The organism is Mycobacterium parmense (assembly GCF_010730575.1).
In the GTDB taxonomy this organism is placed as follows: domain Bacteria; phylum Actinomycetota; class Actinomycetes; order Mycobacteriales; family Mycobacteriaceae; genus Mycobacterium; species Mycobacterium parmense.
The window spans coordinates 5,055,706-5,080,657 of record NZ_AP022614.1 but is presented as its reverse complement, the minus strand read 5'-3'; the positions used below and the strand labels follow the sequence as shown (position 1 = coordinate 5,080,657).

The following is a 24,952-nucleotide window of genomic DNA, read 5'->3' as shown; positions in this document are numbered from 1 at the left end:
GCGTCCCCGGGTCTCGAGCCAAGCGAGGAATTCCAGTGCGACGCACACCTGGCGGCGAATGCGTGCTGCCCCGGTGTCGGCGTCGTCTGAAAACTGACCCCGTGTCCCCGGGTGGTTTCTAGGGGCGGTCGCAACACTTCTCTAGGTTCTGGAGGTTGTGTTGTCATCGTCGCGTCGCGTGAAAAAAGGCCCGGGCCGACGGCCACAGTCCGCCAAGCGTGAGCGATTTACGGAGCTGCGCGCCCGGGGCTGGTCCATCTTGGCGGCGGGTCGTGAAGTCGGTGTGTCCCGTACCGCAGCAAACAATTGGGCAAGGGGGTACAAAACCTATCGGCGTGGCGAGGCCGTGGGATTCGTGCCCGCACTCGATCGTTTGGCTGTGCGCCAGATCAGCGATCGCTATCTATCCGAAGAGGAGCGGATCGGCATCGCCGATCTGCGCCGCACGGGCATGGGTGTTCGGCAGATCGCCACCACGCTTGGCCGGGCACCATCGACCGTATCGAGGGAGTTGCGCCGCAACAGCCGCCGCGACGGCCAGTACCGGCCGTTTGAAGCCCACCGCTGGGCGGTTCAGCGCAGAGCGCGTCGTCACCAGCGGCGGGTCGACAAGAATCCCGCCCTGTGTGACCTGATCGCCGAGCTCCTCGCTCAACGGTGGAGCCCGCAGCAGATCGCCCGACACTTGCGGCGCGAATACCCCGAGGACCGATTGATGTGGTTGTGCCACGAAAGCATCTACCGGGCTGTGTACCAACCCCATTCGCGCTTGATACGGCCGCCACAGGTCAGGTCGTCACACCGGGGTCCGTTGCGCACTGGCAGGACCCATCGCCGCGCGCACCAGCGGCCGGGTCGGCGGCGTCCGAGGTTCGCCCAGCCGATGTTGTCGATCCATCAGCGGCCATTCGCTCCCGCCGACCGCAGCCAGCCGGGGCATTGGGAAGGTGACCTCATCGTCGGCAAGAACCAGCGCTCGGCGATCGGGACCCTGGTCGAGCGCCAGACCCGCCTGATTCGGCTGATGCACCTTCCCACCCGTGACGCCGACTCCCTGCGTATCGCGATCGCCACGACCATGGGTGGCCTGCCATCGAACTTGATCCGATCGATCACCTGGGATCAGGGCATCGAAATGGCCCGACACACCGACATCACCGCAGACCTCGGCGTGCCGGTCTACTTTTGCGACTCCCGCTCGCCGTGGCAGCGCGGCAGCAACGAGAACGCGAACGGGCTGCTACGCCAATATTTCCCCAAGGGCACCAGCCTAAGCACCTACACACCCGACCATCTGCGCGCTGTCGAATACGAGATCAATAACCGCCCCCGCCACACCCTCGAAGACCGCAGTCCCGCCGAACTTTTCACCGCGCTGCTAACCTCACCAGACCATCAACTGTTGCGACGTTGACTAGAAGCCACCCCGCCGTTGACACCCGGGATTGCTTAGTGGTTGTTTGGCTCGGCGGGCTCGGTGCAGGAGGTACCAGATGGTGTAGCTGCGGACCAGCCGTGCGTGTTCGGCGGGATAGTTGGCTAGGTGGCGATCCACCCATGGCTCGATACGTTCGAGGTATTCGTTACGCGGCGTCAATACTGCTGTGCGAACGAGGATTTCACGTACGTAGTTGACATGCCCACCGGGTGGGAGCTGATCGAGTGCGTGGTGAGTGATGGTCTGTCCGGTGCGCGCCAGATTCATGAGGAGCTCCGCGGCGGCGCTCTTGCCGAGCCAGACGGCGACGCTGCGTGGATCATTGGCGTTGGCAAGAGCGTCCGCCAGTGGCTTCAGTTGCGCCGGTATCTGGCCATCCGGCCCGGCTAAGGCGTTGTGCAGTAATTCGGCGGTGTGGCAGCGGCTACATCGATTATGCGCGCGAATACCCGGTTGACCGCAATTGGCGCAGCGGTAGTCGAGCGTGGAGCCAGAACATGGCCCGCAGATTTGGCGCTCGTCGGGGTCAAATCCGATCAGCACCGCCTGCTGGCCGCACGCCGCGCATGGTGACGGGTACATCTTCGCCTTGCGCACGCACGGTGTGCAGACAGGCCCCGCTGGCCAATGGCGGGCTACAACGCGCCGTTGTCGGCAGAACGCGCAGGTGGATTTCGAGTGTGGTGAACGTATCCCGGAATAGGTCCTCGTTGTGATGGCGCGGCAGGTGCCGCACAAGTGCGGGCCGAGGACGCTGCTGCTTTGGCGGCGCCGGGTGGCTCCGCATAATCCGCATACCCACACGGTGCTGGCTTTGGCGTAGCAGTTCGTGCAGATGCGTCCTTCCGATGCCACGTACGGGGCGCGGCGCCGTTGTCCGCATCCCGAGCAGGTGTATAGGCGCGGTGGCGCGCACGTGGGACACAGCACGCCGCCGTCGACGAGTCGACGTGCCCGGGGACGGAGGCGTCCGCAGATGCTACATTCCTTGCGCGACAACGGGTCGCGGCTGTAACAGTTCGTGCACACGGGTCCGTCGGGAAGATTGACGCGTCTGCTGACAGAGGTCTTTGCGCATCGCGCGCACGTGAACGATCGATCGAGATCTCTGCAGCGACCACAAATGCGGCCGGTCGGACCGATCGCGGTCAGAGACACGCGCTGTTGACAATTCGTACAGGCCGGCGGCTTCACCGACGCGTGGCCATCAGCCACCAGTACGTGCGTCAAGCGCATAAGCCCCCGCGGGCAGGACGCGTCCGGGTTGAGCACTCCGTCGCCATGAGCGGCCAGGTACGCGTCGACCTGATTGAGCGTTTTCGGCCGGTCGACACGAGCAGCTTTCAGGAGGCGGTCGGCATCTGCAAGCGATAGGTCGCCAAGAGCGCGGACTACGTGAGCGCGGACTCGATCCCACGCGTCGGGCCTGAAGTTCGCCGATCCTCTCATGAGCTGCGGTCAGGTCGACGCACAGTCGTGCGCCGCACCTTCGGCACCTCCCGCGGTGAGTCCCCGGCCGCCTTCTTCACCGATTGATTGACGGCTTCGATTTCGATCAGGTCGTTGGGCGAGCATTCCAAGATGTCGCACAACGCTGCCAGCACGTCCATTGAGAGCCGTTGGGGAGGCGCAGTGACCAGGCGAAACACTTGCTCTCGCGACAGGACCACGCCACGTTCGGCCAACAGCGGAACCAGATCAGTCGTCTGGTACAGCTCCCGTTGCGCCATCAGCGCCCGCAGCCGCCACTGATAACCCATCTTCTTGATCACGGTTGATCCTCCCCGACGGCAATGCCGCGTTTGGTGAGCGCTTCACGGAGCAAACGGTTGCGGTACTCGTCAGACGTGGCTATAGATCGACGTGGTGCTCGCATAGGAATGTCCGACTTGGTGTTGAATTATCTTGAGCCGCTGGCCTATTCGGGGCTTTGACCTGCGGTGTTTCGTTGTGGACGTTGTCGTCGACGTTTGAGGTGGGGTCATGGGGGAGGCCTTTCAGCAGGGACCGATCGTTATCGAGCTGAGACGTTTCCGGGGGGTGCGGGTTGACGTGGTTTCGGATGCGGTGCGCTGCTGGCCGAGTGCTCGGGCGAGTTGGTCTCGGAGCGTGCGGTTCTCCTCGGCCAATTTCCGGTTGCGCTGGTTGGCGGCTTCGAGCCTGCGTAGCAGTGAGGCGTCCGAGGTTCGTTGCCGCGCGGGGACCGGTGTCGCGGGTGCTCGACGGTGGGCAGCGCGAAGCCGTTCGATCTCAGCTCGGACGTCGGATTGCGCGTAGAGCCAGGACCGAGACACCGCCGCTGCTTGAGCCACGGCCTCGAAGGTGACCGGGCGCCCTTCGGCGTCGAGGGTCCTCAATGCCTGGATCGCCTTGGCTCGGGTGAGTTCGTGGCGTTGTCGGGCGGCGACGATGAGGTGCCGGGTGTTGTCAGCCCGCATCAGCAGAATCCAATTCCTCTGAACCGGAGTCGGTTTCGAGTGTGGTGATGATGGTGTCGAGGTTTCCCAGGACTTGTTGGTTCATCTCGACGAGGCGTAACTGACCGCGCGCCTCGGCAGCGGAGATGATCTGCAGGACTTGCTGACGGTGTTCGTGGTGTTGCGGCAGGAACTCGGGCGTAGTCACGAACATCGGACATGTCAGACAAGCATTGGCATGCGGGCAGGTCTTTTGAACTGGCAGCCCGCAGAAGCCGTTGGGCAATGCTTGGGTCACGCGCCCGAGCCGTTGCTTGGCCCAGTTCGCTTCGGCCAGTGGGCCGTCGGGGTCGATCGCAACGGTTTGGCCCCTGGCATCGACCTTGCGGGCGGACTCCCAGTGCCGGCGGACGGTGGTGTCGTGAAGGCGGGCGTAGTGAGCTGTCATCTCACCGCTGGAGTGATCGAGTAACACCCGTACGACTTCTTGCGGCACGTCCCGGTTGATCAACCGTGTTCCCAGGGTTATCTGTATTTTTTCTGAAAATGTGCTGGTCAGAGGTGTTTTCAAGTGTGGGGCACGTGAGGCACGTGGGAGTGTGCGGCTGCGTGCGGGAGTCGCTGCAAAGGTGTGCGTCATGGTGCGCGGTTTTGGGCTTTGATGACCCGGCGCAGGCTTTCGCGTGCGGCGGATAGCTCGTCTTCGAGTTCGGTGACCCGACCTTTGGCGGTTTGTGCCTCGATGGCGCGCGCGTCGCGTTCGGCGACGAGTTGACGGTTGATGGTCTCGAGGTCGACGACCCGCGCGGTTAGGTGAGCCCGGTCGGGTGCTTCGAGTTCGGCACCGAGTTGCAGGCGCAGGCGCTGCTGGAGTTTGTCCCGTTCGGTGCGTAGCGTCTTGATCTGCTCCCGGGCGATGGCCAGGTCGGCGCGCAGGCTGTCCGGCGTCGCCGGGTGCGTGCTGGAGGCTGCCGGCGTGTCGGTCCGGCGGTGATGGTTGCTCTGGCGGTGTCGAGCCGCGTCGATGTGTTCGCGGATTCCGTCGGCGTAGACCAGCCAGGTGGACACCCCGGCGGCCTTGGCCACCGCGGTGAAAGTGATCGGCGCGCCGGTGGTTTCAAGGGTTTGCAGCGCAGCTAGCGTGCGCTGACGCTTGCGCTGGCTGTCTTTGGCGCGGGCCGCTTTCAGCGCTGCGGACCGGATCTGGTTGGCCGCGGTGGCGCTCATCCGGCGTCCTTGGCCGAGGTGACGATGAGCGGGAGGCGGCGGGCGGCCCGGGCGCGGCGCAGGATCCGGCTGGACTCCTCCACCTCGGCTCGCTGCTCGGGGCCGAGTTCGGCGAGCGGCGCCGCATGGTGTCGACCACGCGGGTGAACGCGTCGATCTCGGTGCTCATGTTGGCGACCACGTAGTCAGCGGCCGCCATTGCCCGGGCGGTCTCCCGGTCCGCCTGAAGCGAGTGGATGTGCTCTTCGAGGGCGGGAAGATATGACGGGTCCGGGCGATAAAGCCGCAGCCCGCGCACTGGAATCGGATCGGGCAGGCACCGCCACCGGCCTTGACGTTGGACGGTTCGGTGCAGTTACCGAACGGGACCGACACCGATGCCCGTTCGTAGGCCAGCGGGTCGGCAAACGAGGACGGGTTGCCCGAGGCGTCTATGGCCAAGGATCCGACGGCACGGATAGCCTGCTGCTTACGTTTGTGGGTGACCGAGTAGTAGCCAAGCGTCGCAATGAGCTGATGCAGCGCTGAGCGTAGCGTGCAGCCGTCAATCATCGAGCGCGTCCAAGTCCGAAACGCCACCCCGACGCAGGAGGCGGTCAAGTGACCGCGGGCCTGCCGGGAGCGCAACAGCGGGGATGGGAATAGCCACTGGCGGGTCGCCGGCGCGGTGGGCAGCTGCGTGCGGTGACGCTGCCAGGCCGCGATGATCTCGGCGGTGTCGGTTGTGATGGGCAGGCGTCGACGCAGTCGGGCGGCCTTGTGGTTGTCATAGATCAGGTTGTGTTGGCCGTCGATGACCTCGAGGCAGCCGATCTTGAGGCTGACGATCTCACCAGGGCGGCGGCCGGTGTCACGCAGGATCTGGTAGATGGTCCGGTGCATTGCCTGCAGGTCCGGGGCGCTCATCGAGCCGTGTCGGCCCGCCGGACCCAACAGGTCAAGGTGCTGGTCGAGCTGGCGAATCACCATGTCGGGCAGTGCTTTTCCCAGCTGTTCCTCGTTGGCGTCCTCGATCACCCGGTGACGGCGCTGGGGTGGTCGGAACGGGTCGGGCACGTCGGTCATCAGCGCGTTGGCGCGGCCATGCTCGATCACCGCACAGAACAGCCGCAGCAGCTGGGTGCGGTGTGAGGCGGAGTGGGGAGAGCCATCGGTGCGGCGTTGCTCGACGATGGCCTGCTCGACCAGGACGAAGTCGCCCGCGCCCAGGCTGGCCGGGTCGGCGCGGCCGCAGGCCACCAGCGTTTGGGAGGCGACGTGGCAGGCCCGCAGCGCTTGGCGCAGCCCTTGCAGGTAGGGCCGGGTGTTGCGGGCCCAGTCCTTGAGCACCTCGCGTAGCCAACCCAGCTCGATAGGACCGAAGTCGATGGTCCCCTTGGTGGCGGGCCAGCGGCGCGAGCCGTTGGACTGCAGGTCCAGCAGCTCGACGCGCCACACGTTGCCGGCATAAGGGTCGGTGCCGGTGTACTGGGTCCAGGCTCGTTCCAGATGACGGCGCAGGTCGCGGAACAAGCCCTTGATGGCCGAGTTGTATTGCACGCCACCGCTTTCACACACCGCTTCGGGATCGGCGTGACGGAGCGAGCTGGCCCCCACCAGGCGGCTGATGAGGATCCGCACCTGCAGCGGGTCCAACGGAGGCGGCGCCTCATCGCGGCGTTGCAGCGCATAAAGCAACTCGAAGCGCACCAGCTCGGGCAGGCCAGCCAACGAAAACTGGTGGGCCGAGATCCGGGGCTTCTCGTCGGCGACCCACGCGGCCAGCTCTTCTTGCGACATCGACGCAGGGTTGCGTTGCCGCGCCAGCCGATTGCCGTGGAACCGGCACAGGCCTCGCCGGGTTACCCGTTCGCGGCCGCAACCTGCGACCAGGCACGGCTCGGTACCGATCAGCGGCCGAGCCTGCGCGATGAACTCCTCCAGCGGCCCGCCACCGGCCTTACGCCAGGCCCGCTCATGCCGGAAACACAGGCCACGGCAATGCAACTCGCCCCCGCAGTCGGGCACCACGCAGTCACCTCGGGCAACCGGGCGGGTCGGGCGACGCCGAGGCGCGCGGTCGAACTCCTCCTCGCAGACACCGGCCGCCGCCCGCCCGCCGACAACTCGAACAGCGGCCGTTAAAGCCCCGTGCCGCCGTAGGACAGCCCGGAGTACGACACCGCCACGCAGCGGTCCGATCGCTGTCCAAATCGCCGGTGAACAGCCACAGCGACCCGTCCCATTCGCCCGGCCGCCACGCGGCATCGGTATGGGCAGACAGCCATTGCAGCCAGCTGGCGTCGTCACTCACCAACCCCTGGTCGGCGTCGGTGCCGACCAGCAGACGCGACACCGGCGCGGTCATCGAAAGCGCTCCCCGGCGGCGACAGCCTCCACGGCTCGGCGCTTATCCTCATCTCGTGCGTGCAGGTAAACAGCGGTCGAGGCAAGCGCGGCATGCCCCAACAGCCGCTGCACGACATCAAGATCAACCCCGGCACGCACCCAGTTCGTGGCCGCCGTGTGCCGAAACATATGAGGGCGCACCGCAAACCCGCAGTCGGTGGCCAGCCGTTCGAAGAACCGTTTCGCCGCACGATAGGTCATCGGCACGCCCAGCGGCTCATGGTAGAGGTTGACAAACACCATGTCGCAGTCGTCGCCGCCGAGGATCTCCGTACGTTCGAATTGGTAGTCCGCGTACGTCGACAGCACCGCCTGGCTCGTCGGCACGGTGCGGGGAAACCGCGACTTCGCCAGCGCGCCATTGGGATTGGCCCGGTGCCGCACGTGAACGTGAGCTCCCAGCACCGTGCAACCCACCCGCCGCGAATCGGGAAGCAGGTGCAGATCGGATCGGCGCAATCCGAGAGCTTCTCCGATCCGCAAGCCCCCATCCCGCAGCAGCGCCACCATGAATCGTTCCCGCGGCCGGCGACAACACGCCGCGACCCGTTCGGCTTGCTCGGGTGTAAACGCCTCGGGAAATACCGCTTCCGCCCTCGCCTTGAGCGTGCGGGTCCGCACCATCCGGAACTGGCCGGATTCTCCAGCATCAAAACCCGGCGGGGTGAACCGCAGCCAGCGGGGTTCAGACAACCGGTTGGCGACGGCCTGCTCGATCACGCCGGTCCTGGCGCAGAACCGTAAGAACTCACACACCGCGGTCAGGATCGCGTTTACCGTTGCGCCCGAACGCAACCGCCCATCCCGGCGCGGGTGGCTTCGATGAAATGCTTGAAACGGGCCAATCCCGGCAGACTGATGGACGACCACTCCACCCCCTGATCGGCGCACCATCCCAGGAAACTCGCCACCCGCCCGGCATAGGCACGGATCGTGTGGATCGAACGCCCGGCCCCATGCAGCGCCCGCAGGAAATCGCTGGCCTCCCGGTGCATCACCAACCCGGTGTCAAGCACCACCCACACCTCGGATCCATCGAGGGGTGAAACCGCTCGTTCAGCGTGGAACGAGTTCACGTGACAAACGTAACGGCCGTGCCTGAAAGTACCGGATATTCGTAAGGCACCGGCGTGTCACGCCGCCGAACTCACGTAGCTCACGCGCTCCTTGCCAGTACAGATAACAAAGGTGTGCCGCCATTGGTGCGGAGTCAGATGCACTGGACGGCCGTGCTCGTCGCGGATCTCGCAGCGCGCCAGCCAGTCCCGTAGCTGGCCGCGGTAGGAGGGCGTAGTCAGCGGCCGGCGGCCGTCTGGGTTCATCTTCGGAGCGGCGAACAGCCAGGGGCTGCCGTTGGTCCAGCGGCGCAGGATCCGCTGTTGTTGCTCGGCGATGGCCTGCTCGACTTCCTCGTCGATCGGGACGAGAGCTTCGCGTTTCATCTTGCCGTTGGTGTAGCGCAGATAGGGAGCTCCGTCGCCGCCACGGATGACGCAGTCGAAGGCGATCTTGGTGGCGTCACCGACGCGCAGTCCGCAGCGCATCAGGATGATCGTGAGCAGCCGACTCTCGGGGTTGTTCCATCCGTCGAGGTTCGCGGGCTGTTCGACCTGGGCCATGATGTGCTCGGCCAGCCCGCGGGGCAGGCGTTTCGCGGGTTTGGGGAAGTCGTCGGGATAGAACGCGGCACTCGCGGGCAGGTCGTGGTCCCACTCGTGGCGGCGGATCGCGTCGAGGAACGCACCGAGCGAGCTGATGTCGCGGCTGCGGGAGTGCAGTGCCCGGGGGTCGGTGGACAGGTCGGCCAGGTAGCGCTCCAATACCGCGCGGTTGATGCCGGCCAGGCTGGTGATGTCGACCGGCGGGGACGCCAAGAAGCCGGCCAAACGCGTCACCGCCTGGACGTCGATGTAGGTCTGGTTGGGGCTGCGTCCGATGCTTAACCGCCAGCGGGCGAACCGCTTGGCCAGATCCCGCAGCCACGGTTGCGCAATGCCGTCGAAGCGCAGCCGCTTGCGGCCCTCGACGCCGAGCCGGTGCAGCTCCCACACGTCGCGCGGGAACTCGGCCTCCCACCCGCTGCCGCAGTGCAGGTCCTCCAGACAGCGATAGGCGTAACGCAGAAACGCCAGCTGTCCGTTCTGGCCGTGTTGCGCAGCGTGGTTGGCGTCGAAGAACTCGATCCAACGTGCCATCGGCCAGTCCAGCAGCGAGGCCACCCCACTGGCGGCCGTGAGTGCGATGACAGGACGCGCGACGGCAGCGGGAGTCTTGACCTGGCGTTCATCGTGCCGGCACTGCAGCGCGTACTGCATCTCCAATTTGAGCTGTCGGCGATCACCGAACGGTCGGAAGTCGAACCGGTCGTCGCCATAGGACTCGCAGAGCACGATGAACTCGTCGATGTCGGGACATCCCACCGCTGCCCATCGGGACCGATGATTGACGCAGAACGGCGACCGTCCCTGCGTCCATAGCGTGCAATAGGACAACGCGCAGACGGGATGATCGGGATCATCCACCGGAGCAACGGCAGCCAGCCATACGTCTCGGTCGGCGATGCCGGACCGTTCCCAAAACCCTTGGTGGCGTGGGCATAAACCCCGGCGAGCACCTCCGTACCGGCAGCCCTGGACGGCGCAGACCGTGAGCTCTTTGCGCCCGAGCCCTTCCGGTGCTGCAGTCGTGGCGAACACGTCGATGTCCGGGCGGCCTTCTTGCTGCCAACCGACGTAGTGGCCTTTGCAGAGCCCGCGGGTGCGCGGTTGGCGCACGCAGCCCGGCACCCGGCACGGCGCGGTGTCGAACACCAGCGCACCACGCTCGGGAACGAGGATGTCCACCCGGAACTCCGGTCGAACCGCGGCCACCAGCTTGCGCAGCAAGCCCGGAGCCGCAGCCGACGGTAGCGGCGGGACTGCCGCGGTCACCACTGCACCTCCTGCCCGGTCAGGAAGCCGGCCGCCTCCAGAGCCCGGCGGGCGTCCTCGACGGACAGATGCCCGTAAATGTCCATCGTGGTCGCGATCGAGGAGTGCCCCAGCAGCGTGCTGACGACCTCGATCGGGGTGTTCTGGCGGAGCAAACGCGTGGCGTAGGTGTGCCGATACCAGTGGGGATCGAAGTCGATGCCGGTGCTCCGGCGCAGCCGCAACACCAGGTCGTAGACCGCGGGATAGCCCCACGGGTGCCCGAACGGTTCGCCCCAGAGGTTGACGAACACGTAGTCGGAGTCCAGATCGCCGTATTCGTCGTGCAGGTAGTCGGCGTAGAGGCGGATGAGCTGCGGGCTGATCGGGATGGTGCGCGGTGTCGCCGACTTGGCGCGCGCCCTGTTGTCGTTGGATCGCGGCGCGACCGTCAACTCACCCTCGGCAGCGGCCACGTCCTCGTGACGCAGACCTAGCGCTTCACCAATCCGAATCCCTGTGTCCCACAACAACGCCCACAACAAGCGATCCCGCAGGTGGATGCAGGCATCTAGGATCGCCTGCACCTGACCGGCGGTCAGAATGGTCGGATGCTGACGCGGGGTCCGGAGCTTGATCGTGCGCCGCCGCTCCGGCTGGCCGCTGCTCAGGTGGTAGAGGAACGGCTTCCATCCCGAGCGCCGGCGCCGACCTGGGTGCAGTTCAGTGACCAAGTCGCCGAGGTCGACTCCGTGCCGGGCGTGAAACGTGTAGAGGCCGCTGATCGCCGCCAGCTTCCGGTTGACGGTTCCCGCAGAGCAGTGATGCTCAGCCGAGGGCAACTGCACCACTGCGCCAGCCCGGCCAGCCGGCGGCAGCCGCAGCCAGGACACGAACTCCCCGAGATCCTCCAATCGGACCTCGCGCCAGTTCAGGCTGCGAGCGTCGAGGAAGACGAACCAGTCCTTCAGGTCGTGCGCATAGGCCTTGACCGTGTTCGGGGACCGCTCGATGTCGGTCAGATAGGCCAGGTAGCGCTCGATTGGCTCCACCGAGCCGCCTCCGTCGCCGAGGACCGTCCAGGATTCAAGCGACGAAGTGGGCATCAGTACCCGTTGCACAAGCATCAAACCTCCGTGGAATCTGCGTGATGGACCGCTGCAGATAACCACCTCCGCCACGAAGATCGCCGCCAACGCCACGTGCGTGTTGCACGTCGTGGACACCCCTGTGCGGGCTCGAGAGAACTTGCACGAAGCGCTCCGGGTAATCGAATTCGGTCAGGTGTGTGACGTAGGGTCTGGCGCAGCGAATGCAGGTCCAGCTCCTGCGGCAACCCCGCGGCGTCACGCGCAGCCACAAAGGCCTCGTTCGCGGCGCGTCTGGAGAGACGGCCGCAACGTTCGGTGACCCATAACGCCGGATGCCGGCCCGCTCGAAAGCATGGACGAACCTCCTCCAGGTAGGACTCGAAAACCTGGACAATCCAGTCCATTTCCGGCACCGTCAGCACGACGCGTCGCTTCGGCGAACTACCGCGGGACGCTTTTCCGAATCGGACGAATACGCCGCCAAAACGCCCGTAGGACGGTAGCTTTGGATTCGATCTCAGATCCACCAGGTCTAGCCCCACCGCCTCTTGGCGCCGCAAGCCTTCTCCGGGGGTCTGCGACCTGTTGCATGACGTCGCTCGTAGTGGGTGATCTGGTGGGCGGTGCGGCGTTTCTCCGTGGGTGTGGTGCTCGTGGCTGGTAGTCGTTTCTGACTGTCGACTTGAAAGCGAGGGCCCATGCGAGCGTTTCCGGTGAGTTTGCCGTCCGGGCAACGGTATTGGACGGTGCTGGATGAGGATCTGCAGGTAGTCGGCATCGCCGATGAGTATCTGCGGCATCAGCGGTTCGGCCGCGACGGCGCGGAATCCACGACGAAGGCGTATGCACACGCGATCGCGTTGTTCCTGCGCTGGTGCGCCAGGACGGGCCGGTCCTGGCAGGCCGGTGTCGAGCAGTTCGCGTTGTTCATGACGTGGCTGGCCCATGCCGGACCGCTGGCCAGCGGGCGTCGATGACGTCGCTTCGGGAGTGGTGTTGGCCGGTCCGGGGGCCGCCCCGGCGCGGGGCCCATCGCGGATCAACGGGGTGCTCACCGCGGTGCGGGGGATGGTGGTGCACGCGGTCGCGACCGGCAACGGCTCGGCGGGTTTGGTGTCGATGCTGTACGAGGTGGCCGATGACCGAGACCTGCCGGCGGAAGCCCGCAACGACGATGGCCACCTGGCATGGCGGATGCGGGCCCGGCACCGGTTGCGGGAACCGGAAACGACGATCGATCGGGCCAGCGATGAGCAGATCGTCGCGCTGCTGCGGGCCTGCCGGTCCACGCGGGACAAGCTGATCGTGCTGCTGATGGCCAGGGGCGGGCTGCGTCGGGGCGAGGTGTGCGGGCTGCGGCGCAGTGATGTGCACCTGCTGGTGGATTCGCGCCGGTTGGGATGCGAGGTCGCTCGGGCGCATCTGCATGTGGTGCGCCGAGACGACAACCCGAACGGGGCGTGGGCCAAATCGCGCCGACAGCGGGTGGTGCCGCTGGATTTCCTTGTCGTGCAAGCATTCGACGTCTACGAGTTCGAGCGCATGCGAGTTCCGGCCGCGGCGGGTAGTGATTTCGTGTTCGTCAACCTGTTCCGCGGCCGCGTCGGCGCGCCGATGCGGCCCGACGCGATCGGCGAGCTGATGGCAGCGGTCTCCCGCCGGGCCGGATTGGACACCCCGGTCCGCCCGCACCAGCTGCGACACGCCTACGGCAGCAACGTCGTCGACGCCGGGGCCGGTATCGACGTGGTCGCTGATTTGCTCGGACACGCGGCTGTCTCCTCGTCCCAGATCTACCTGCATCCGGACGCATCTCGACTGCGGGCCGCGGTGGACGCGGTGCCCAGCCCCCGCGAACAGACCGGAGCGAGCCGGTGACCGCCGTGACGTCGGCCAGGACGATCCCGGGCGATGAGGAATCCTGCAAGTTCGCGCATGTGTTGGACGGGGCCGCCCTGAGTGGCGCGGCCACGCACCTGGCCAGGGCGCTGGACCAAGGACTGCTTGACGAGGCCGGATGGGATCCGGTGACCCGGGTGCTGTACTTGCCCGCGCAGCATCGGCTGCTCGGCCGGAAGGTGTGCCGGGTGGAACGATGCGTCGGAACCGTCCACAACGACGCCCCCGAGATCTGCCACCGATGTTTCACCAGGCTGACCGGCATGGGCATGAGCGTCGAGGACATCGCCGCTGCCGAAAGCCTGCCCGCCGCACCGGTTCCCGCGGAACGCTGCGCCGTCCCGCAGTGCCGGTGCACGCCGACGGTGCGGGACGCGGTGATGTGTGAACCGCACGCCCAACAGTTCCGGGGCAGGCGCATCCCGATCTCGCTGGAACAGTTCGTGAGCGATCCGCGAGTGCGGCCAAGGCCGCCGCTGCCGGCATGCCTGGTGCCGGCGTGCACCCGCACGGCCGACGGCGCGATCGGCTACTGCACGACCCACTATCAGCGATGGAGCGTGGACCAGCAAGAGCATGCCGAACTCGATGAACAGTGGTGGCGGGTCCGGGAATCGGGCGTGGCCGAGCCGGGGCAGGTCAACCTGCGGGCGCTGCCTTCCCTGGTAGTTGTGGAAGTGCTGACGGGCTTGCAGACCCGTGTTAGGGATGGCTTGCGGCTCACCGACGTTGTGCTGCGAGCGGTCTGCGACACGCTGCGTCGCCACCAGGTCGGCTCGATCCACGACTGCGATCCGGGCCTGGCTCCCGGCAAGCGTGCACGCTCGGTGCTGGCCTCGTTCGCCCGCGACGCCCGCCGCGTGTTGGCCGATCCGGGTGTCGAGCAGGATAAGGACCGCTGGGATCTGGCGATCTTCGGTACCCCGGCACGCTGTCGTTCACCAAGATCACCCAGCCCTGGCTGGCCGGGGCCGCGAAGCGGTGGGCTGCCGAGCAACTGCCCCAGCACCGCGGCAGCGGCGCCTCTCGCGTTCGCGGCAAGATCAACAGCATCGGGCTGCTGTCCGAGCACTTGCATCGCCGACCCGATCACGGGCTTGACCCGACCGCGCTGGGCCGGACCGACTTGGAGGGATTCCTCAACCGGCTCGGCCATCTGGAGTTCACCGGCCAGATCGGTCGCTACCGCCGCAACATGATCTGCCGTGACATGCGGCAGGTGTTGGCCGGGATCCGATCCCTGGGGCTGACGAGAACCGGACGGCCGGCGGCCGGGTTGCCCGGCGACTGCGCCATCGAACGCGCCGACATCCCCGCCGACCCCGAACGCGGCGAGCCCGGCCGATGCCTGCCACCGGAGATCATGGCCGTCCTGTGCGCCAACCTCGACTCCCTCGAACCCGTCGAGGTCAGGGTCGCCACCCAGATCGGCATCGACACCGGCCGCCGCCCCGAGGACATCCTCAATCTGCCGCTGGATTGCCTGGCCCGCGACAAAGACGGCGGCGACGTACTGGTCTACGACAACATCAAAGCCAACCGGCTCGGCCGACGGCTGCCGATCAGCACGGCCACCGCCGCGGTGATCACCGGCCAACAACAACGAATCCGTCAACGCTTCCCCCACACCCTGGCCGCGAAGCTGAAGCTGCTGCCCACGCCCTATCGAAATCCCGACGGGCACAAGGCAATCAGCAGAACCACCCTGCAGGCGCGCCACCGCGACTGGGTGGCCGACCTGCCGACACTGCGCACCCGCGATGGAGTCGAGTTTGACATGACCAAGATCGTGCCCTACGCCTACCGGCACATTGTCCCCGCTTAGTTCCCGTGTTGCGATTGGCCTGAAAGGCCCGGGCGTGCTCGGCGTTTCTGCTTTGGTGAGGCCGTGTGGTGTTTGTATGGTCTCCAGTCGTGATCTTGAGCTTTTTCTCGTCGCAGGGCTGGCAGTCCTGGGGTGTCGAGCACCGGCCGGTGATCCCAGAGGGGATGCCGGTGCTGATCGATGACGACTTGCTGTTCGAGGACGGCCCGGCCGTGCCGCGGCCGACGACGGTGATCAATCGGTGGTTGCGGCTGCTTCCGGCCAGCGGGGCTCCGGCGCCGAGTTCGTGGGAGAACTACGCGCGGGCGGTCAAGGAATGGACGGAATTCCTCGCCGAACACGGTGTGGGCCTGTTCGATTCGCGAGACCGGCTCAAGGCAGGGCTGAGCCGATACGCCGAGCACCGCGCCGCCGGAGCAATCCGGGCGAGATTCGCGGCGACCACGTGGGCGCAGCACATGAGCATCCTGTCGCTGTTCTACCGGTGGGCGATGGACGAGGGATACGCCGAGGCGGAGCCGTTCACCTACCGATCCGCGCGAGCGGTCTTCGCCGGCACCGGCCGCGATGTCCGGGTGAACTTGGCGGTGCGCCGCACCCCGAAACCGCATGTGACCATCAAGTATTTGGAGCCGGACTTCACCGACCTGTTCCGGAAGGGGTTGCGCGGTTTGGCGCCGGATGGCACCCGCGACACCGGGTTCGCGGGCCGGGAGATGACCCGCAACGCCGCGATCGGGGACCTCGCGCTGGCGACCGGGTTGCGGCTGGGCGAGTTCACACATCTGCTGCCGTGGGAAATCCCGGCTCTGCCGCCGGCGCCGACGGTGATCCCGATCCCGTTTCCGGTGCCTGCGGGAATCACCAAGGGCCGCAAGTTCAGAACCACCTGGATCTCCTACGACGCCTTGGCCGGGCTGCACGACTACCTGCAGCTCGACCGCGCTGCCGTCACCGACGGATCGGCCTGGCGGCCACCACGACGCCGGGGCGAACCGCTGCAGGTCACCGAACCGGACGCCCGTGGCGGCCGGATCAACGGCGTCCGCCGGTCCTGGGAGTCGCTCACCCCGGCCGAGCGACGGCGGCTGGTGGCACCCGAGGGCGGGTCGTGCCTGCTAGCGGTGAAGGGTGATGGTGGCCCGTTCACGGCGTGGGCGACGGTGTTCGAACGCACCTCCGACCGGATCCGCGCACGGTTCGAACCACGGTTCCCGCACGTCCACCCGCACCGACTCCGCCACTCGTTCTCGATGCAGACGCTGGAATATCTGGTGACCGGCTATTACCGACAGGCAGCGAAGCTGGTATGCGACACCGACGCCGACGCAGCGCTGGTGTTCTACCTGACCAAGGCCGACCCGCTGCTGGTGCTGCGCGATTTGCTCGGGCATTCCACGGTTCTGACGACCGAGAAATACCTGAAACGTCTTGATACGACGCGGATTTACCGGCAAGCCTACGAAACCGCCGGAGCCGCAGCGGGACTCACCGAGGATACCGCCGCACAGCGGGAAGCCGACGCCGAGTTCGACGACGACACCGAAGAGGAGCTGTGATGCCGACGACGGTGCTCGATGATCCGCTGCGTTTGGCCTGCGTGTTCAGCGACGGCAGCAGAGCTGCATTCGATCTCACGGGGTTGCCGAACCCCGGGTTGGTGCGTGATCTGGCCACCGGGTTGGTGGAGCTGATCCATCCTCACGGCAGCGTCGATACTGCTGGCACCGTCGACCAGTACGTGCGTGGGTTGCACAGGATGGTGCGAACACTTTCTGATCAGGGTTTCACCGGCGGTGTCGGCGATCTGCGGCGCGGACAGCTGGCGCAGTTCTGGATGGCGGGCCCGAACTGGCTGGAGGCGCTGACTCGGTACTTGGTGGAAGGTTATGCGCGATCCGGCGGCCGTCTCGGCGAGGGGGTGCTGGAGCTGGCCGCAGGGCGGCACTTCAACATTCAGCGCAATCGGCGCCCGTTGCCGCCCTATTCCGAGGGCGCATGGCAGCGGCTGACCATGGCCTGCCGACAGCAGGTCGACGACTCCTACGCGGCACATCGGCGCGCGCTGGCGTCCGCCGCCGGAGGGCGGCATCCGGGCACGGGTGCGTGGACTCATCAGAACTTCTGCTGGCTGTTGTCGACACTCGGCCCGCTTGGCAGCAGCGAAGCTGCTGAGGAAATTGGCATGTCCATCAACGTTTTCCGTCATCGAGGAGTCATCGCTGTCTTCCACGAGGCTGCGCTGGCGATGTTCCCGCATCTCGAGGTCGTGATCGCCTACCGGCTGCTGTTCGGGATCTATTCCGGCATCGTCCCCGACGGCATCGCCGACTTGGACATCGGGGACATCGACTGGGCCGGGGATTCGACTGTTCTGCTGTCCTATATCAAACGGCGCACCGCCGCCGAGAGCGCGACGTTGCCGCGGCCGGCGGTGCGGTTGCTCGAGCAGTGGCTGGCGCACTCGGCGCTGTTGCGCAGCTTCGTGCCGCCGGACGAGCGCACCACGCTGTGGTTGGGGATGAGCCAGCCCGGCTACTCCCGCCGCCTCGATGACGTGAACCGGTCCGCGATTGGCCGGTGGATGCGCCGCCATGGCATCGTCGGCGACGACGGTCAGCCGATGAAACTGCACCGGTCCCGCATCCGCACCACCCATCACGCGATGCGGGACAAGAAGTCCTGGACCGGGAATGCGCGCGCCACGATCGACCCGAACCACACGCCCGCGGTCGAGGGTGACCACTACCTGTCGGCGACGACTCCCGGTCAACGCCACGCCGTCGAGACGATCATCGCCGACGCCCAGCACGACATCCTCCGCCGCGCGCACCCTCCGGCCGTGATCACCGAGGAAGACGCGGCGGCGCTCGCCGAGGGTTACCCGCAGCTGCTGGCGGTGATGAAGCTCGACGAAGGCGTGCTCGCCGAGCTGGTCGGTGGCGCGCGGGATGTGTTCACCGCAGCCTGCGCCGATCAGCTGGCCGGGTTACACGGGCCGGCAGGCAAACCATGCCCGGCACGTCCCTGGGTCTGCCTGCTCTGCCCGCTGGCGGTGTTCGCTCCGCGGCACGCAGTGAACCTGCTGCGGCTCAAGGCATTCTTCTCGCGCCAGTGGCAGCAGATGCCCGCCGCCCACTTCATGACCGTCTTCGGCCCCTACGCCGCCCGGATCGACCAGATCCTCGACCGCTTCGACCCCGCCGAACTCGCTGTCGCAGCCGCACGCGTCACCGACAGCGACGACGAAATCCCCTTGCGCCCAGAGGAACGCACCGCATGACGAGCACAATCGCGACCGCAGCACCCGGCGTTCAACCACGGTCGCCGTTCACCGGCGCGGACATCTGCCGCGACGCCGGGCTCACGCTGCCGGGCGGCACGCCACGACCGGTATTCGACGACGACCTGTGGGATTTCACCGACGTGGTCGGGCTCCCGGTCCAAATGGCCCTTTACCGACGCCGATTCGACTTCACCACCATCACCGACACCCGCTGGCGGCTGGTCGCCAAGGAGCTGATCCTGGCGCTGCTGGCCCCGAATCACAATGCCGTGGTCCGTCTGCCACGCGCCTACCGCACCCCACTGCATCTGACCAGCTGCTACAGCCGCCTCTACGAGGCCGGCAAGTTCTTCGGCTGGCTCGATCAGCGGGGCATCACTGCCCTCACCGAGCTCGACACCCACCTCTGCGAGGAATACCTGGCGTTCCGACGCTACGTGATCGACCCCGACGGCGTCATCGTTGGCGAGCAGAGCCCAGGCGTCCGGCGCGCAGCCGCGCAGATGATCGTCGATCTGGTCGACTACCGTGACCTGTTCACCGCCGACCGGGTTCCGGCCGATCTGCGCCCCTGGGGCGGCGCAACAGCATCCGCGGTCGCCGAAATGCCTTCTGGTCGCGACGGAAACAAGACACCTGCCGTTCCTGCCGAAGTGCTGCAGCCGATGCTGGCCGCGGCCCTGCACCTGGTGCAGATCCTCGGCCCGCACGTTGTCGAGCTGAACGAGCAGATCCGCAAGATCGACCGTGTCTGGGCTACCGGAGCCCCCGGGCTTCGTCACGGCTCCCCGGCGATGGTCAGCGACATCACGATGCTGCTGGCCGACCACAGGGCGACCGACACACCGCTGCCGATGCTCGAAGAACACGACGTCAACCGCAGACTCAAGGCTGGCTGGGACGCGAACGACCCGCTGCTGCCGGTCTCCACCGGGACCCTGGCGCGGCAGGCCGGATACGTCCAGTTCTGGGCGAAATGGATGCCCACACTGCGCAAACCGCTGATCGACACCCTCAACACCGTCGGAGTCGAGAAGATCTTCGGCCGCAACGCCGCCGAAGTCCCGGCCGCCGATGGTGCGACCTTGCTGCCTTGGACACTGCCAGTGCACCGGTCCGAAGCGGTCGCCATGGTCGGCATCGCCCGCACCGCAGCGATCGTTGTCCTGGCTGGCGCGTCCGGAATGCGGGCCAGTGAGCTGATGGAACTGCGGGTCGGCTGCCGCCGGGTCGAGGAACCGATCTCCGGCCTGAAGTGCTATCGCATCGCCAGCAAAATCATCAAAGGTCAGGGCCTCGGCGGCACCGACGACGAATGGGTCGTCATCGAACCGGTCCACCGCGCGATCGAACTCATCGAGCAGCTCCACGACGACCCGCGTGACGGTGTTCTCCTGCTGTCCCGGTTCAGCTTCCGAGTCCGCTACCTCTGGTTCCGCGCCTGGGTGAATTCCCCGGCCGGAGCCCGTCTCGGACTCGTCCCGATCCCCGACGAACCAGTAGCACTGCGTATGCTCAGAAGAACGGTTGCCCTGGAGATGGCTTACCGGCCTGGCGGTGTCCTCGCCGCAAAACTGCACCTCAAACATATCGCCGCGGCGACAACGGAAGGCTACGCGGCTCGACCGGGCGGCGCTCAAGCAGAGTTGCTGGCCGAGGTCAACAAGCTCGAGGCCGACCACATACTCAAGCTCGTGCTGGCCGAGTTCCGCAACTACCAGCAAGGCATCCTGCCCGCCGGACCCGGCGCCCGCAGCCTGACCGAATTCTTCGCCACCATCGACACCGACCCGAACACCAAAGCCACTGCGGCGCCGAAGATCCAGCGCAACGACCGCGACATCCTCAACCTGCTGTCCAAACGCGCCACGGCGCTGCACCTCGGCCCAGCGAACTACTGCTGGTTCACCGACCCCTCCCGCGCGCTCTGCCTGAAACTTGCAGGCACCCTGACCGCGGACCGGCCGATGATCGGCATGTGTGACTCCGCACGCTGCCCGCAGGCCACCCACCACCAGCACCACCGGCCCGTCTGGGCCGAGCACGCCGAACGCACCAAAACCTTCCTCGGCCAACTCGGCAAAACCCGAACCGCCGAACGCGCTCGTCTGCAGGCCGACTACGACCGCGCCGTCCAGGTCATCACCAGCATCGACACTGCCACAGGAACCAGCGCACCCGAGGAACAGGCATGAGAATCACTGCCGCCCAACGCATCCACAACGAGAACCGCATCCGCGCCGCCATGGACCGGCTTCTGCGCGGCGAGATCTCACCCGGCGGCAACTGCGATATCAAGACCCTCGCACTATCAGCCGGGGTCGACCGCACCGCCTTCTACGGCACCCGGCCCTACGCACACCTACGCGCCGAATTCGAGCACCGCCTCCAGCAGCTTCAGCAGGCCGGAGAAACCCCGGACCCGAAAACCGCACAGATCGAACGCCTCAAGACGGAGGTCGAGAAGCTGAAAAACAACCTCGCCCACGTCAACTCGACAATCCAGGAGCTCACCAACTTCCGAAGCCAGGCCCTGGCCCGGATCGCTGCCCAGCACGACGAGATCCTTCGGCTCCGCACGGCCAACGACCCGGCGGCAGGCATCACCCGCCTCGCGTCGAATCGCCCGAAATACCAGCAGAGGGTAATGGGACCATGCTGACCGACCCGGCAGTGACGTCCATCACAATCGGTTTCGCGTTATCGCCACACGAACGGCGATCAGCGTCACGAACTCCACGCCGAGAATCGGCCACGTCAAACGCAACACGAACCCGACCGCACACAGCCACTGCGGAGACAAGCCATTCCTACGCCCAACGCCACGCCGACGCCGGCATCCCGATCGACGTCCTGGCCGAACTGCTCGATCACCGAAGCTATTCGGTGACCCGCCGCTACTACCGCATCGGCGAGGACCGCCGCCGCGACGCCGTCGACACGGTCACCACGCTCAGCTTCGACCGGCACGGCAACCGGATCTGGCGTGACGCACACGCCCTGCTGGACTCCGAGCGCGCCCGCCACGCCATCGGCGAGGTCGCCGTCCCCGACGGCACCTGCACCGAACCAACCAACGTCAAGGCCGGCGGCGGTGCCTGCCCGATCCGATTCCGCTGCGTCGGCTGCGATCACTTCCGCACCAACATCGCCTTCCTGCCCGACCTGCAGGCATACCTGGACGACCTGCTGCGCACCCGCGAACGGCTGGCCGCCACCATCGACGGAGTGGACGAATGGGCCCGCGCCGACGCCACCCCCACCGAGGAGGAGATCACCCGAATCCGGCGACTGATCAACAGGATCAAAGGCGACATCGCCGAACTCGACGACACGGAGCGAGCGCAGATCAACGACGCGGTCGCCATCGTGCGTCGTCATCGTGCGGCCCACACGGTCCCGCTCGGCATGCCCACCCTCGCCGCCACCCCACCCGCACCAGCAACCCCCGCTTCGGAGGCCACCGCATGACCACAACCACCGACACCACGTCGAATCACACACGCGCACAATCTGTCTCGTCGAGCACACGCACCCGATCGATGCTCGACGGCCGTCGCGGCGACTCGATGCGCCGACGCCGGCGCGTGCTGGCCGCGATCGACCAAGCCGCAGCCGCCGGCGACCGGCTCAGCGCGGCCGCGATCGCTCGTGCGGCCGGAGTCGACCGCACATTCCTCTATCGGTACCGCGACCTACTCGAGAAAATCCATGCGCTGCAAACAGATCCAGTCCCCGACGAACACACCGGCCCCACGGTCACCCAAGCCTCACTGCAGGCCGACCTGCTCGCCGCCCACGAACGCGCCGCCCGGCTCAACGCCCGCATCCGCCAACTCGAGCAGCGGCTCTCCCAAGCACTCGGCGAACAAACATGGCGCGAGTCCGGGCTCGACGCCCCAACCGACATCGATGCACTCCACCAACGGATCACCCATCTCGAACAGCAGGTCCTCGACCAACAACAACAACTCGACGAACGCGACGAAGACCTCGCCGCCGCCCGCGCTACCAACCGCGAACTCATGGCCCGACTCAACGCGCCAGGCCGGCCCCGCTGAAACCGCGAGTCGACTTGCACCACACCTGTTGCAGCAGATAGCATCCCAACATCAGCTTCTGAACTGCACAAACTCAGAGAATCACGCCGCTGCATCTGGTTGAGCCCCGGAGAGCAGCCCATACGCGTAGACGGTCTTCAGCAGCGTCGAGTCCCGCAACGCTGACAACGCTCCCTTGCGGTGGCGAAGTCGCGCCTGATCTACCAAGCCATCGGCGGCATCGAAGAGCTCTTGAACCTCGTCATAGCTCAGCGGGCGCCGTCCCGGCCGCCCCTCAAACTCGTTGACGTGACGCACGGTGTTCCAGTCATGCAGGATCTGTGCCGGGGCCTGCCCGAACCGCTCAGCGCACAAAGACGCCCATCCATATCGCGTGTCAGTAACGAAGTCGCCGAACAACCGCAATGCGTTTTGGTATCCCCGTACCGTCGAGTCAGCTTTTGGCTCCGCACCGGAAAGCAGTTGGGAGAAAAACGCATCCGCGTCATCTGCTTGCCACTGCCAGGGATACGTCCCGGTGAACTCGGCGAAACGGCGCACCACGCTCGCCCGCGCCTGCACCGTCGGTGGCTTGCACACCCGGGCTCGCTGCTGATCAGCCCAGCCAGACAGCATCGCGGTGAAGACCGTGGCTTCTGGATCCAACGGAAGCACTTTCGACACCAGCGACAGCGCTGCTGACCCCGGCAACTCGACGCCCACCATCCTGTTGTACTAGATGCGACAATGATGCGCCAGACGTAAGTGTCGAGACAGCACCCTTTCTGAGGTGTGATCCGATGTCCGCGGGACGCGCTTTACTGGGCGCTATACTCGCTCTCAACCGAGCAATTATGTTGCAGCAGATGCAATTCCGCTCGTCCTGCGGCAGAAGTGAGTACGGTGCATCGACCCGCAAGTGCACTGAACTAGTCCGACAAGCACCCTGTTGGCGCCAAGCGTCGCCTCACACCGCCCACAGCGCCCCGGCCAGGGTTCTTCCCAGCCCCGAGCAGTGCGCCGCAGCCGCATACGGTGAAGCAATCCGGCCGACGTGCGGGCCCGTCTTAGCCAGCGTGATACCCGGGGCCAACATCGTCGCCGTCTACTGGGCGATGCATACCGCCGTCTATCGGCTGGATCGCATCCACCCCGTTCCCACAGCAGCGCAGCACGACCGGCAGTACTCGCCGGCTAAATCACCAACAGTGCTTACACCCTCACCACAACATCGGCATATCACCGAGGCGCGCCGCCTCCACTGCGGCCCGATCCCAGCCGCGTTCCCGCAACACCGTGTGCAACGCGACCGAGCGCTCCCGCCGAGCCCATAACCCATCACTGGGAATCGACCTGCGGCCTCCTCCGCGCCGCATCCGGGCCATTCGTCGCATATTTTCACTCTGAGTGCCGATTACCACATGCTGGAATGTCGCCTCGGCCGCACAGACTTTCACGCACAGCGGGCTATCGCACTCGTGCAGGCCCAACTCGTCTGGCTGAAGGAGCACACTGAGTCGACGCGCCAGCGCGTACCGGTGCGGCCGCACGCAAATCCCTTTACCCCCACGGTAAATGAAGAACCGGCCATATCCGTCTTTACCGATAGCCCCCGTGAAAAAATCGCAGTCGTCAGCGCCGGGTCCTTGCACCACGTCGGAGTCAAAGCGCCGGCATTCGTCGGCGTGCACAACAGGATCGACCCACAGCGGCATCCCCAGATGAACACGCACGCGCCCACGCTAAACCCGGCCACCGACACCTTCGTCATGCGCCGCAGCGCCATTCGCACCTAGTGCTTGCGCCGCCGCGCCATCGTCATGCGCAGTAACGCCGTTCGCACCTAGTGCCAACGGCGCCGCGCCAGGGGCCGCCGCGCCGTTGCCCTCACCTAGTGCTTGCACCGCCGCGCCAGTGTGCGCGCTCGCCGCCTTTAACATCATCCGAACGCTACCGACTTTGACCCCAGCCAATTCCGCTATCGCCGCGAGTGATTCGCCGCGACCCTGCATTCGAGCCACCGCGATGCCGCCGGCCTGGCGGTGCGTGTGCCGACGCCGCTCTGCCTCTGCCCGAATCTCGAGGATGCGAGTTGCCTCCCACTCCTCCACGGCCGCCAGGCGACCCAGCTCAACGAGTAACGACGCCGCGTCATCGACGTTTTGCCGCTCGCACTCCACGCGTGCCTCGTTCGCTCTAAGCTGCGCCTCGCGAACCCGCCTACGCGCCGCTGATTTCGAGTTGATCGTTCCCATCGCCGCACCATACGACGAACCGGCTGTCCCGCTCTACCACACTGACCAACATCAGTGCGTCCACATTTGTCCACCACCAATGTTTCCCGATCCCCCAGTCCCACAACATAAGCCGATCCCACCCTCATGCACCACACACCAATGACCACCGGCATCAACCGTTCTGAACCACCCCAG

At 66.2% G+C, this 24,952-nt stretch carries 23 protein-coding genes and 2 pseudogenes; 11 read left to right on the top strand and 14 right to left on the bottom strand.

Annotated features, from left to right (window positions below; all coding sequences use genetic code 11):
• The first annotated feature begins 157 nt into the window (after nucleotides 1-157).
• Nucleotides 158-1,414 (top strand): IS30 family transposase, encoded by a 1,257-nt coding sequence (locus G6N48_RS23450; RefSeq protein WP_420492635.1) that lies wholly within the window; start codon nucleotides 158-160, stop codon nucleotides 1,412-1,414.
• Here the strand turns inward: G6N48_RS23450 and G6N48_RS23445 are convergent, their stop codons facing one another.
• The 11 genes and pseudogenes from G6N48_RS23445 to G6N48_RS28385 all read right to left on the bottom strand — a co-directional run.
• Nucleotides 1,415-2,035, bottom strand: coding sequence for a hypothetical protein (locus tag G6N48_RS23445; protein ID WP_007172196.1), 621 nt, complete (start codon nucleotides 2,033-2,035; stop codon nucleotides 1,415-1,417).
• 848 nt (nucleotides 2,036-2,883) lie between these two features.
• Nucleotides 2,884-3,210, bottom strand: coding sequence for a helix-turn-helix domain-containing protein (locus G6N48_RS23440; protein WP_007172195.1), 327 nt, complete (start codon nucleotides 3,208-3,210; stop codon nucleotides 2,884-2,886).
• 225 nt (nucleotides 3,211-3,435) lie between these two features.
• Nucleotides 3,436-3,876, bottom strand: coding sequence for a DUF6262 family protein (locus G6N48_RS28390; protein WP_007172194.1), 441 nt, complete (start codon nucleotides 3,874-3,876; stop codon nucleotides 3,436-3,438).
• A pseudogene (locus tag G6N48_RS23430) lies at nucleotides 3,866-4,381 on the bottom strand (site-specific integrase); the annotation flags it as partial. The pseudogene G6N48_RS23430 and the gene G6N48_RS28390, both read right to left, overlap by 11 nt.
• 110 nt (nucleotides 4,382-4,491) lie before the next feature.
• Nucleotides 4,492-5,082 (bottom strand): DUF6262 family protein, encoded by a 591-nt coding sequence (locus G6N48_RS23425; RefSeq protein WP_197745605.1) that lies wholly within the window; start codon nucleotides 5,080-5,082, stop codon nucleotides 4,492-4,494.
• A 165-nt stretch (nucleotides 5,083-5,247) separates the two neighbouring features.
• Complete coding sequence (locus G6N48_RS23420) at nucleotides 5,248-6,861, bottom strand: site-specific integrase (RefSeq protein WP_163670909.1); 1,614 nt, start codon at nucleotides 6,859-6,861, stop codon at nucleotides 5,248-5,250.
• 564 nt (nucleotides 6,862-7,425) lie between these two features.
• Nucleotides 7,426-8,190, bottom strand: coding sequence for a tyrosine-type recombinase/integrase (locus tag G6N48_RS23415; RefSeq protein ID WP_163670907.1), 765 nt, complete (start codon nucleotides 8,188-8,190; stop codon nucleotides 7,426-7,428).
• A gap of 53 nt (nucleotides 8,191-8,243) precedes the next feature.
• Nucleotides 8,244-8,546, bottom strand: coding sequence for a hypothetical protein (locus tag G6N48_RS23410; protein ID WP_163670906.1), 303 nt, complete (start codon nucleotides 8,544-8,546; stop codon nucleotides 8,244-8,246).
• A gap of 57 nt (nucleotides 8,547-8,603) precedes the next feature.
• A complete protein-coding gene (locus G6N48_RS23405) occupies nucleotides 8,604-10,400 on the bottom strand; it encodes a tyrosine-type recombinase/integrase (protein ID WP_197745604.1) in 1,797 nt (598 codons plus the stop codon).
• Complete coding sequence (locus tag G6N48_RS23400; RefSeq protein ID WP_085270300.1) at nucleotides 10,397-11,506, bottom strand: tyrosine-type recombinase/integrase; 1,110 nt, start codon at nucleotides 11,504-11,506, stop codon at nucleotides 10,397-10,399. The genes G6N48_RS23405 and G6N48_RS23400 overlap by 4 nt, the downstream gene beginning before the upstream one ends.
• Nucleotides 11,466-12,033: pseudogene (locus tag G6N48_RS28385) on the bottom strand (tyrosine-type recombinase/integrase); the annotation flags it as partial. The gene G6N48_RS23400 and the pseudogene G6N48_RS28385, both read right to left, overlap by 41 nt.
• 150 nt (nucleotides 12,034-12,183) lie before the next feature.
• Between G6N48_RS28385 and G6N48_RS28380 the strand changes: the two are divergent.
• The 10 genes from G6N48_RS28380 (at nucleotide 12,184) to G6N48_RS23360 (ending at nucleotide 22,541) form a co-directional block, all read left to right on the top strand.
• Nucleotides 12,184-12,447, top strand: coding sequence for a hypothetical protein (locus G6N48_RS28380; protein WP_225325868.1), 264 nt, complete (start codon nucleotides 12,184-12,186; stop codon nucleotides 12,445-12,447).
• Complete coding sequence (locus G6N48_RS23395; protein WP_007172190.1) at nucleotides 12,416-13,348, top strand: tyrosine-type recombinase/integrase; 933 nt, start codon at nucleotides 12,416-12,418, stop codon at nucleotides 13,346-13,348. The genes G6N48_RS28380 and G6N48_RS23395 overlap by 32 nt, the downstream gene beginning before the upstream one ends.
• Nucleotides 13,345-14,568, top strand: a complete 1,224-nt coding sequence (locus tag G6N48_RS23390; RefSeq protein ID WP_007172189.1) for a hypothetical protein — start codon at nucleotides 13,345-13,347, stop codon at nucleotides 14,566-14,568. The genes G6N48_RS23395 and G6N48_RS23390 overlap by 4 nt, the downstream gene beginning before the upstream one ends.
• On the top strand, nucleotides 14,565-15,194 hold the full coding sequence (locus G6N48_RS28375; RefSeq protein WP_007172188.1) for a hypothetical protein: 630 nt from the start codon (nucleotides 14,565-14,567) through the stop codon (nucleotides 15,192-15,194). The genes G6N48_RS23390 and G6N48_RS28375 overlap by 4 nt, the downstream gene beginning before the upstream one ends.
• Before the next feature lie 89 nt (nucleotides 15,195-15,283).
• Entirely contained in the window at nucleotides 15,284-16,753 is a 1,470-nt protein-coding gene (locus G6N48_RS23385; protein WP_162839945.1) for a tyrosine-type recombinase/integrase, read from the top strand.
• A complete protein-coding gene (locus tag G6N48_RS23380; protein WP_007172186.1) occupies nucleotides 16,753-18,477 on the top strand; it encodes a hypothetical protein in 1,725 nt (574 codons plus the stop codon). Before G6N48_RS23385 ends, G6N48_RS23380 begins: the two co-directional genes overlap by 1 nt.
• Nucleotides 18,474-20,675, top strand: a complete 2,202-nt coding sequence (locus tag G6N48_RS23375; RefSeq protein WP_007172185.1) for a site-specific integrase — start codon at nucleotides 18,474-18,476, stop codon at nucleotides 20,673-20,675. The genes G6N48_RS23380 and G6N48_RS23375 overlap by 4 nt, the downstream gene beginning before the upstream one ends.
• Nucleotides 20,672-21,142, top strand: coding sequence for a hypothetical protein (locus G6N48_RS23370; protein ID WP_007172184.1), 471 nt, complete (start codon nucleotides 20,672-20,674; stop codon nucleotides 21,140-21,142). The genes G6N48_RS23375 and G6N48_RS23370 overlap by 4 nt, the downstream gene beginning before the upstream one ends.
• A gap of 224 nt (nucleotides 21,143-21,366) precedes the next feature.
• On the top strand, nucleotides 21,367-21,951 hold the full coding sequence (locus G6N48_RS23365; RefSeq protein WP_007172183.1) for a hypothetical protein: 585 nt from the start codon (nucleotides 21,367-21,369) through the stop codon (nucleotides 21,949-21,951).
• Nucleotides 21,948-22,541: a hypothetical protein gene (locus G6N48_RS23360; protein ID WP_007172182.1), complete on the top strand. Its 594-nt coding sequence runs from the start codon at nucleotides 21,948-21,950 to the stop codon at nucleotides 22,539-22,541. The genes G6N48_RS23365 and G6N48_RS23360 overlap by 4 nt, the downstream gene beginning before the upstream one ends.
• 81 nt (nucleotides 22,542-22,622) lie before the next feature.
• Here the strand turns inward: G6N48_RS23360 and G6N48_RS23355 are convergent, their stop codons facing one another.
• The 3 genes from G6N48_RS23355 to G6N48_RS23345 all read right to left on the bottom strand — a co-directional run bounded on the left by G6N48_RS23355 (nucleotide 22,623) and on the right by G6N48_RS23345 (nucleotide 24,775).
• Nucleotides 22,623-23,246 (bottom strand): hypothetical protein, encoded by a 624-nt coding sequence (locus tag G6N48_RS23355; protein ID WP_007172181.1) that lies wholly within the window; start codon nucleotides 23,244-23,246, stop codon nucleotides 22,623-22,625.
• A 494-nt stretch (nucleotides 23,247-23,740) separates the two neighbouring features.
• The gene (locus G6N48_RS23350) at nucleotides 23,741-24,253 is read right to left on the bottom strand and encodes a hypothetical protein (RefSeq protein WP_225325864.1); all 513 of its coding nucleotides are present in this window, start codon (nucleotides 24,251-24,253) and stop codon (nucleotides 23,741-23,743) included.
• 9 nt (nucleotides 24,254-24,262) lie between these two features.
• Entirely contained in the window at nucleotides 24,263-24,775 is a 513-nt protein-coding gene (locus G6N48_RS23345; RefSeq protein ID WP_007172179.1) for a hypothetical protein, read from the bottom strand.
• Nucleotides 24,776-24,952: the final 177 nt, after the last annotated feature.

Bases quoted from the DNA above. Each gene is read 5' to 3' on its own strand.
- G6N48_RS23380 (WP_007172186.1), top strand. From the start codon at position 16,753: ATGCCGACGACGGTGCTCGATGATCCGCTGCGTTTGGCCTGCGTGTTC.
- G6N48_RS28375 (WP_007172188.1), top strand. From the start codon at position 14,565: ATGATCTGCCGTGACATGCGGCAGGTGTTGGCCGGGATCCGATCCCTG.
- G6N48_RS23355 (WP_007172181.1), bottom strand. From the start codon at position 23,246: ATGGTGGGCGTCGAGTTGCCGGGGTCAGCAGCGCTGTCGCTGGTGTCG.
- G6N48_RS23425 (WP_197745605.1), bottom strand. From the start codon at position 5,082: ATGAGCGCCACCGCGGCCAACCAGATCCGGTCCGCAGCGCTGAAAGCG.
- G6N48_RS23370 (WP_007172184.1), top strand. From the start codon at position 20,672: ATGAGAATCACTGCCGCCCAACGCATCCACAACGAGAACCGCATCCGC.
- G6N48_RS23375 (WP_007172185.1), top strand. From the start codon at position 18,474: ATGACGAGCACAATCGCGACCGCAGCACCCGGCGTTCAACCACGGTCG.
- G6N48_RS23400 (WP_085270300.1), bottom strand. From the start codon at position 11,506: ATGCTTGTGCAACGGGTACTGATGCCCACTTCGTCGCTTGAATCCTGG.
- G6N48_RS23395 (WP_007172190.1), top strand. From the start codon at position 12,416: ATGCCGGACCGCTGGCCAGCGGGCGTCGATGACGTCGCTTCGGGAGTG.
- G6N48_RS23360 (WP_007172182.1), top strand. From the start codon at position 21,948: ATGACCACAACCACCGACACCACGTCGAATCACACACGCGCACAATCT.
- G6N48_RS23420 (WP_163670909.1), bottom strand. From the start codon at position 6,861: ATGTCGCAAGAAGAGCTGGCCGCGTGGGTCGCCGACGAGAAGCCCCGG.
- G6N48_RS28390 (WP_007172194.1), bottom strand. From the start codon at position 3,876: ATGCGGGCTGACAACACCCGGCACCTCATCGTCGCCGCCCGACAACGC.
- G6N48_RS23345 (WP_007172179.1), bottom strand. From the start codon at position 24,775: ATGGGAACGATCAACTCGAAATCAGCGGCGCGTAGGCGGGTTCGCGAG.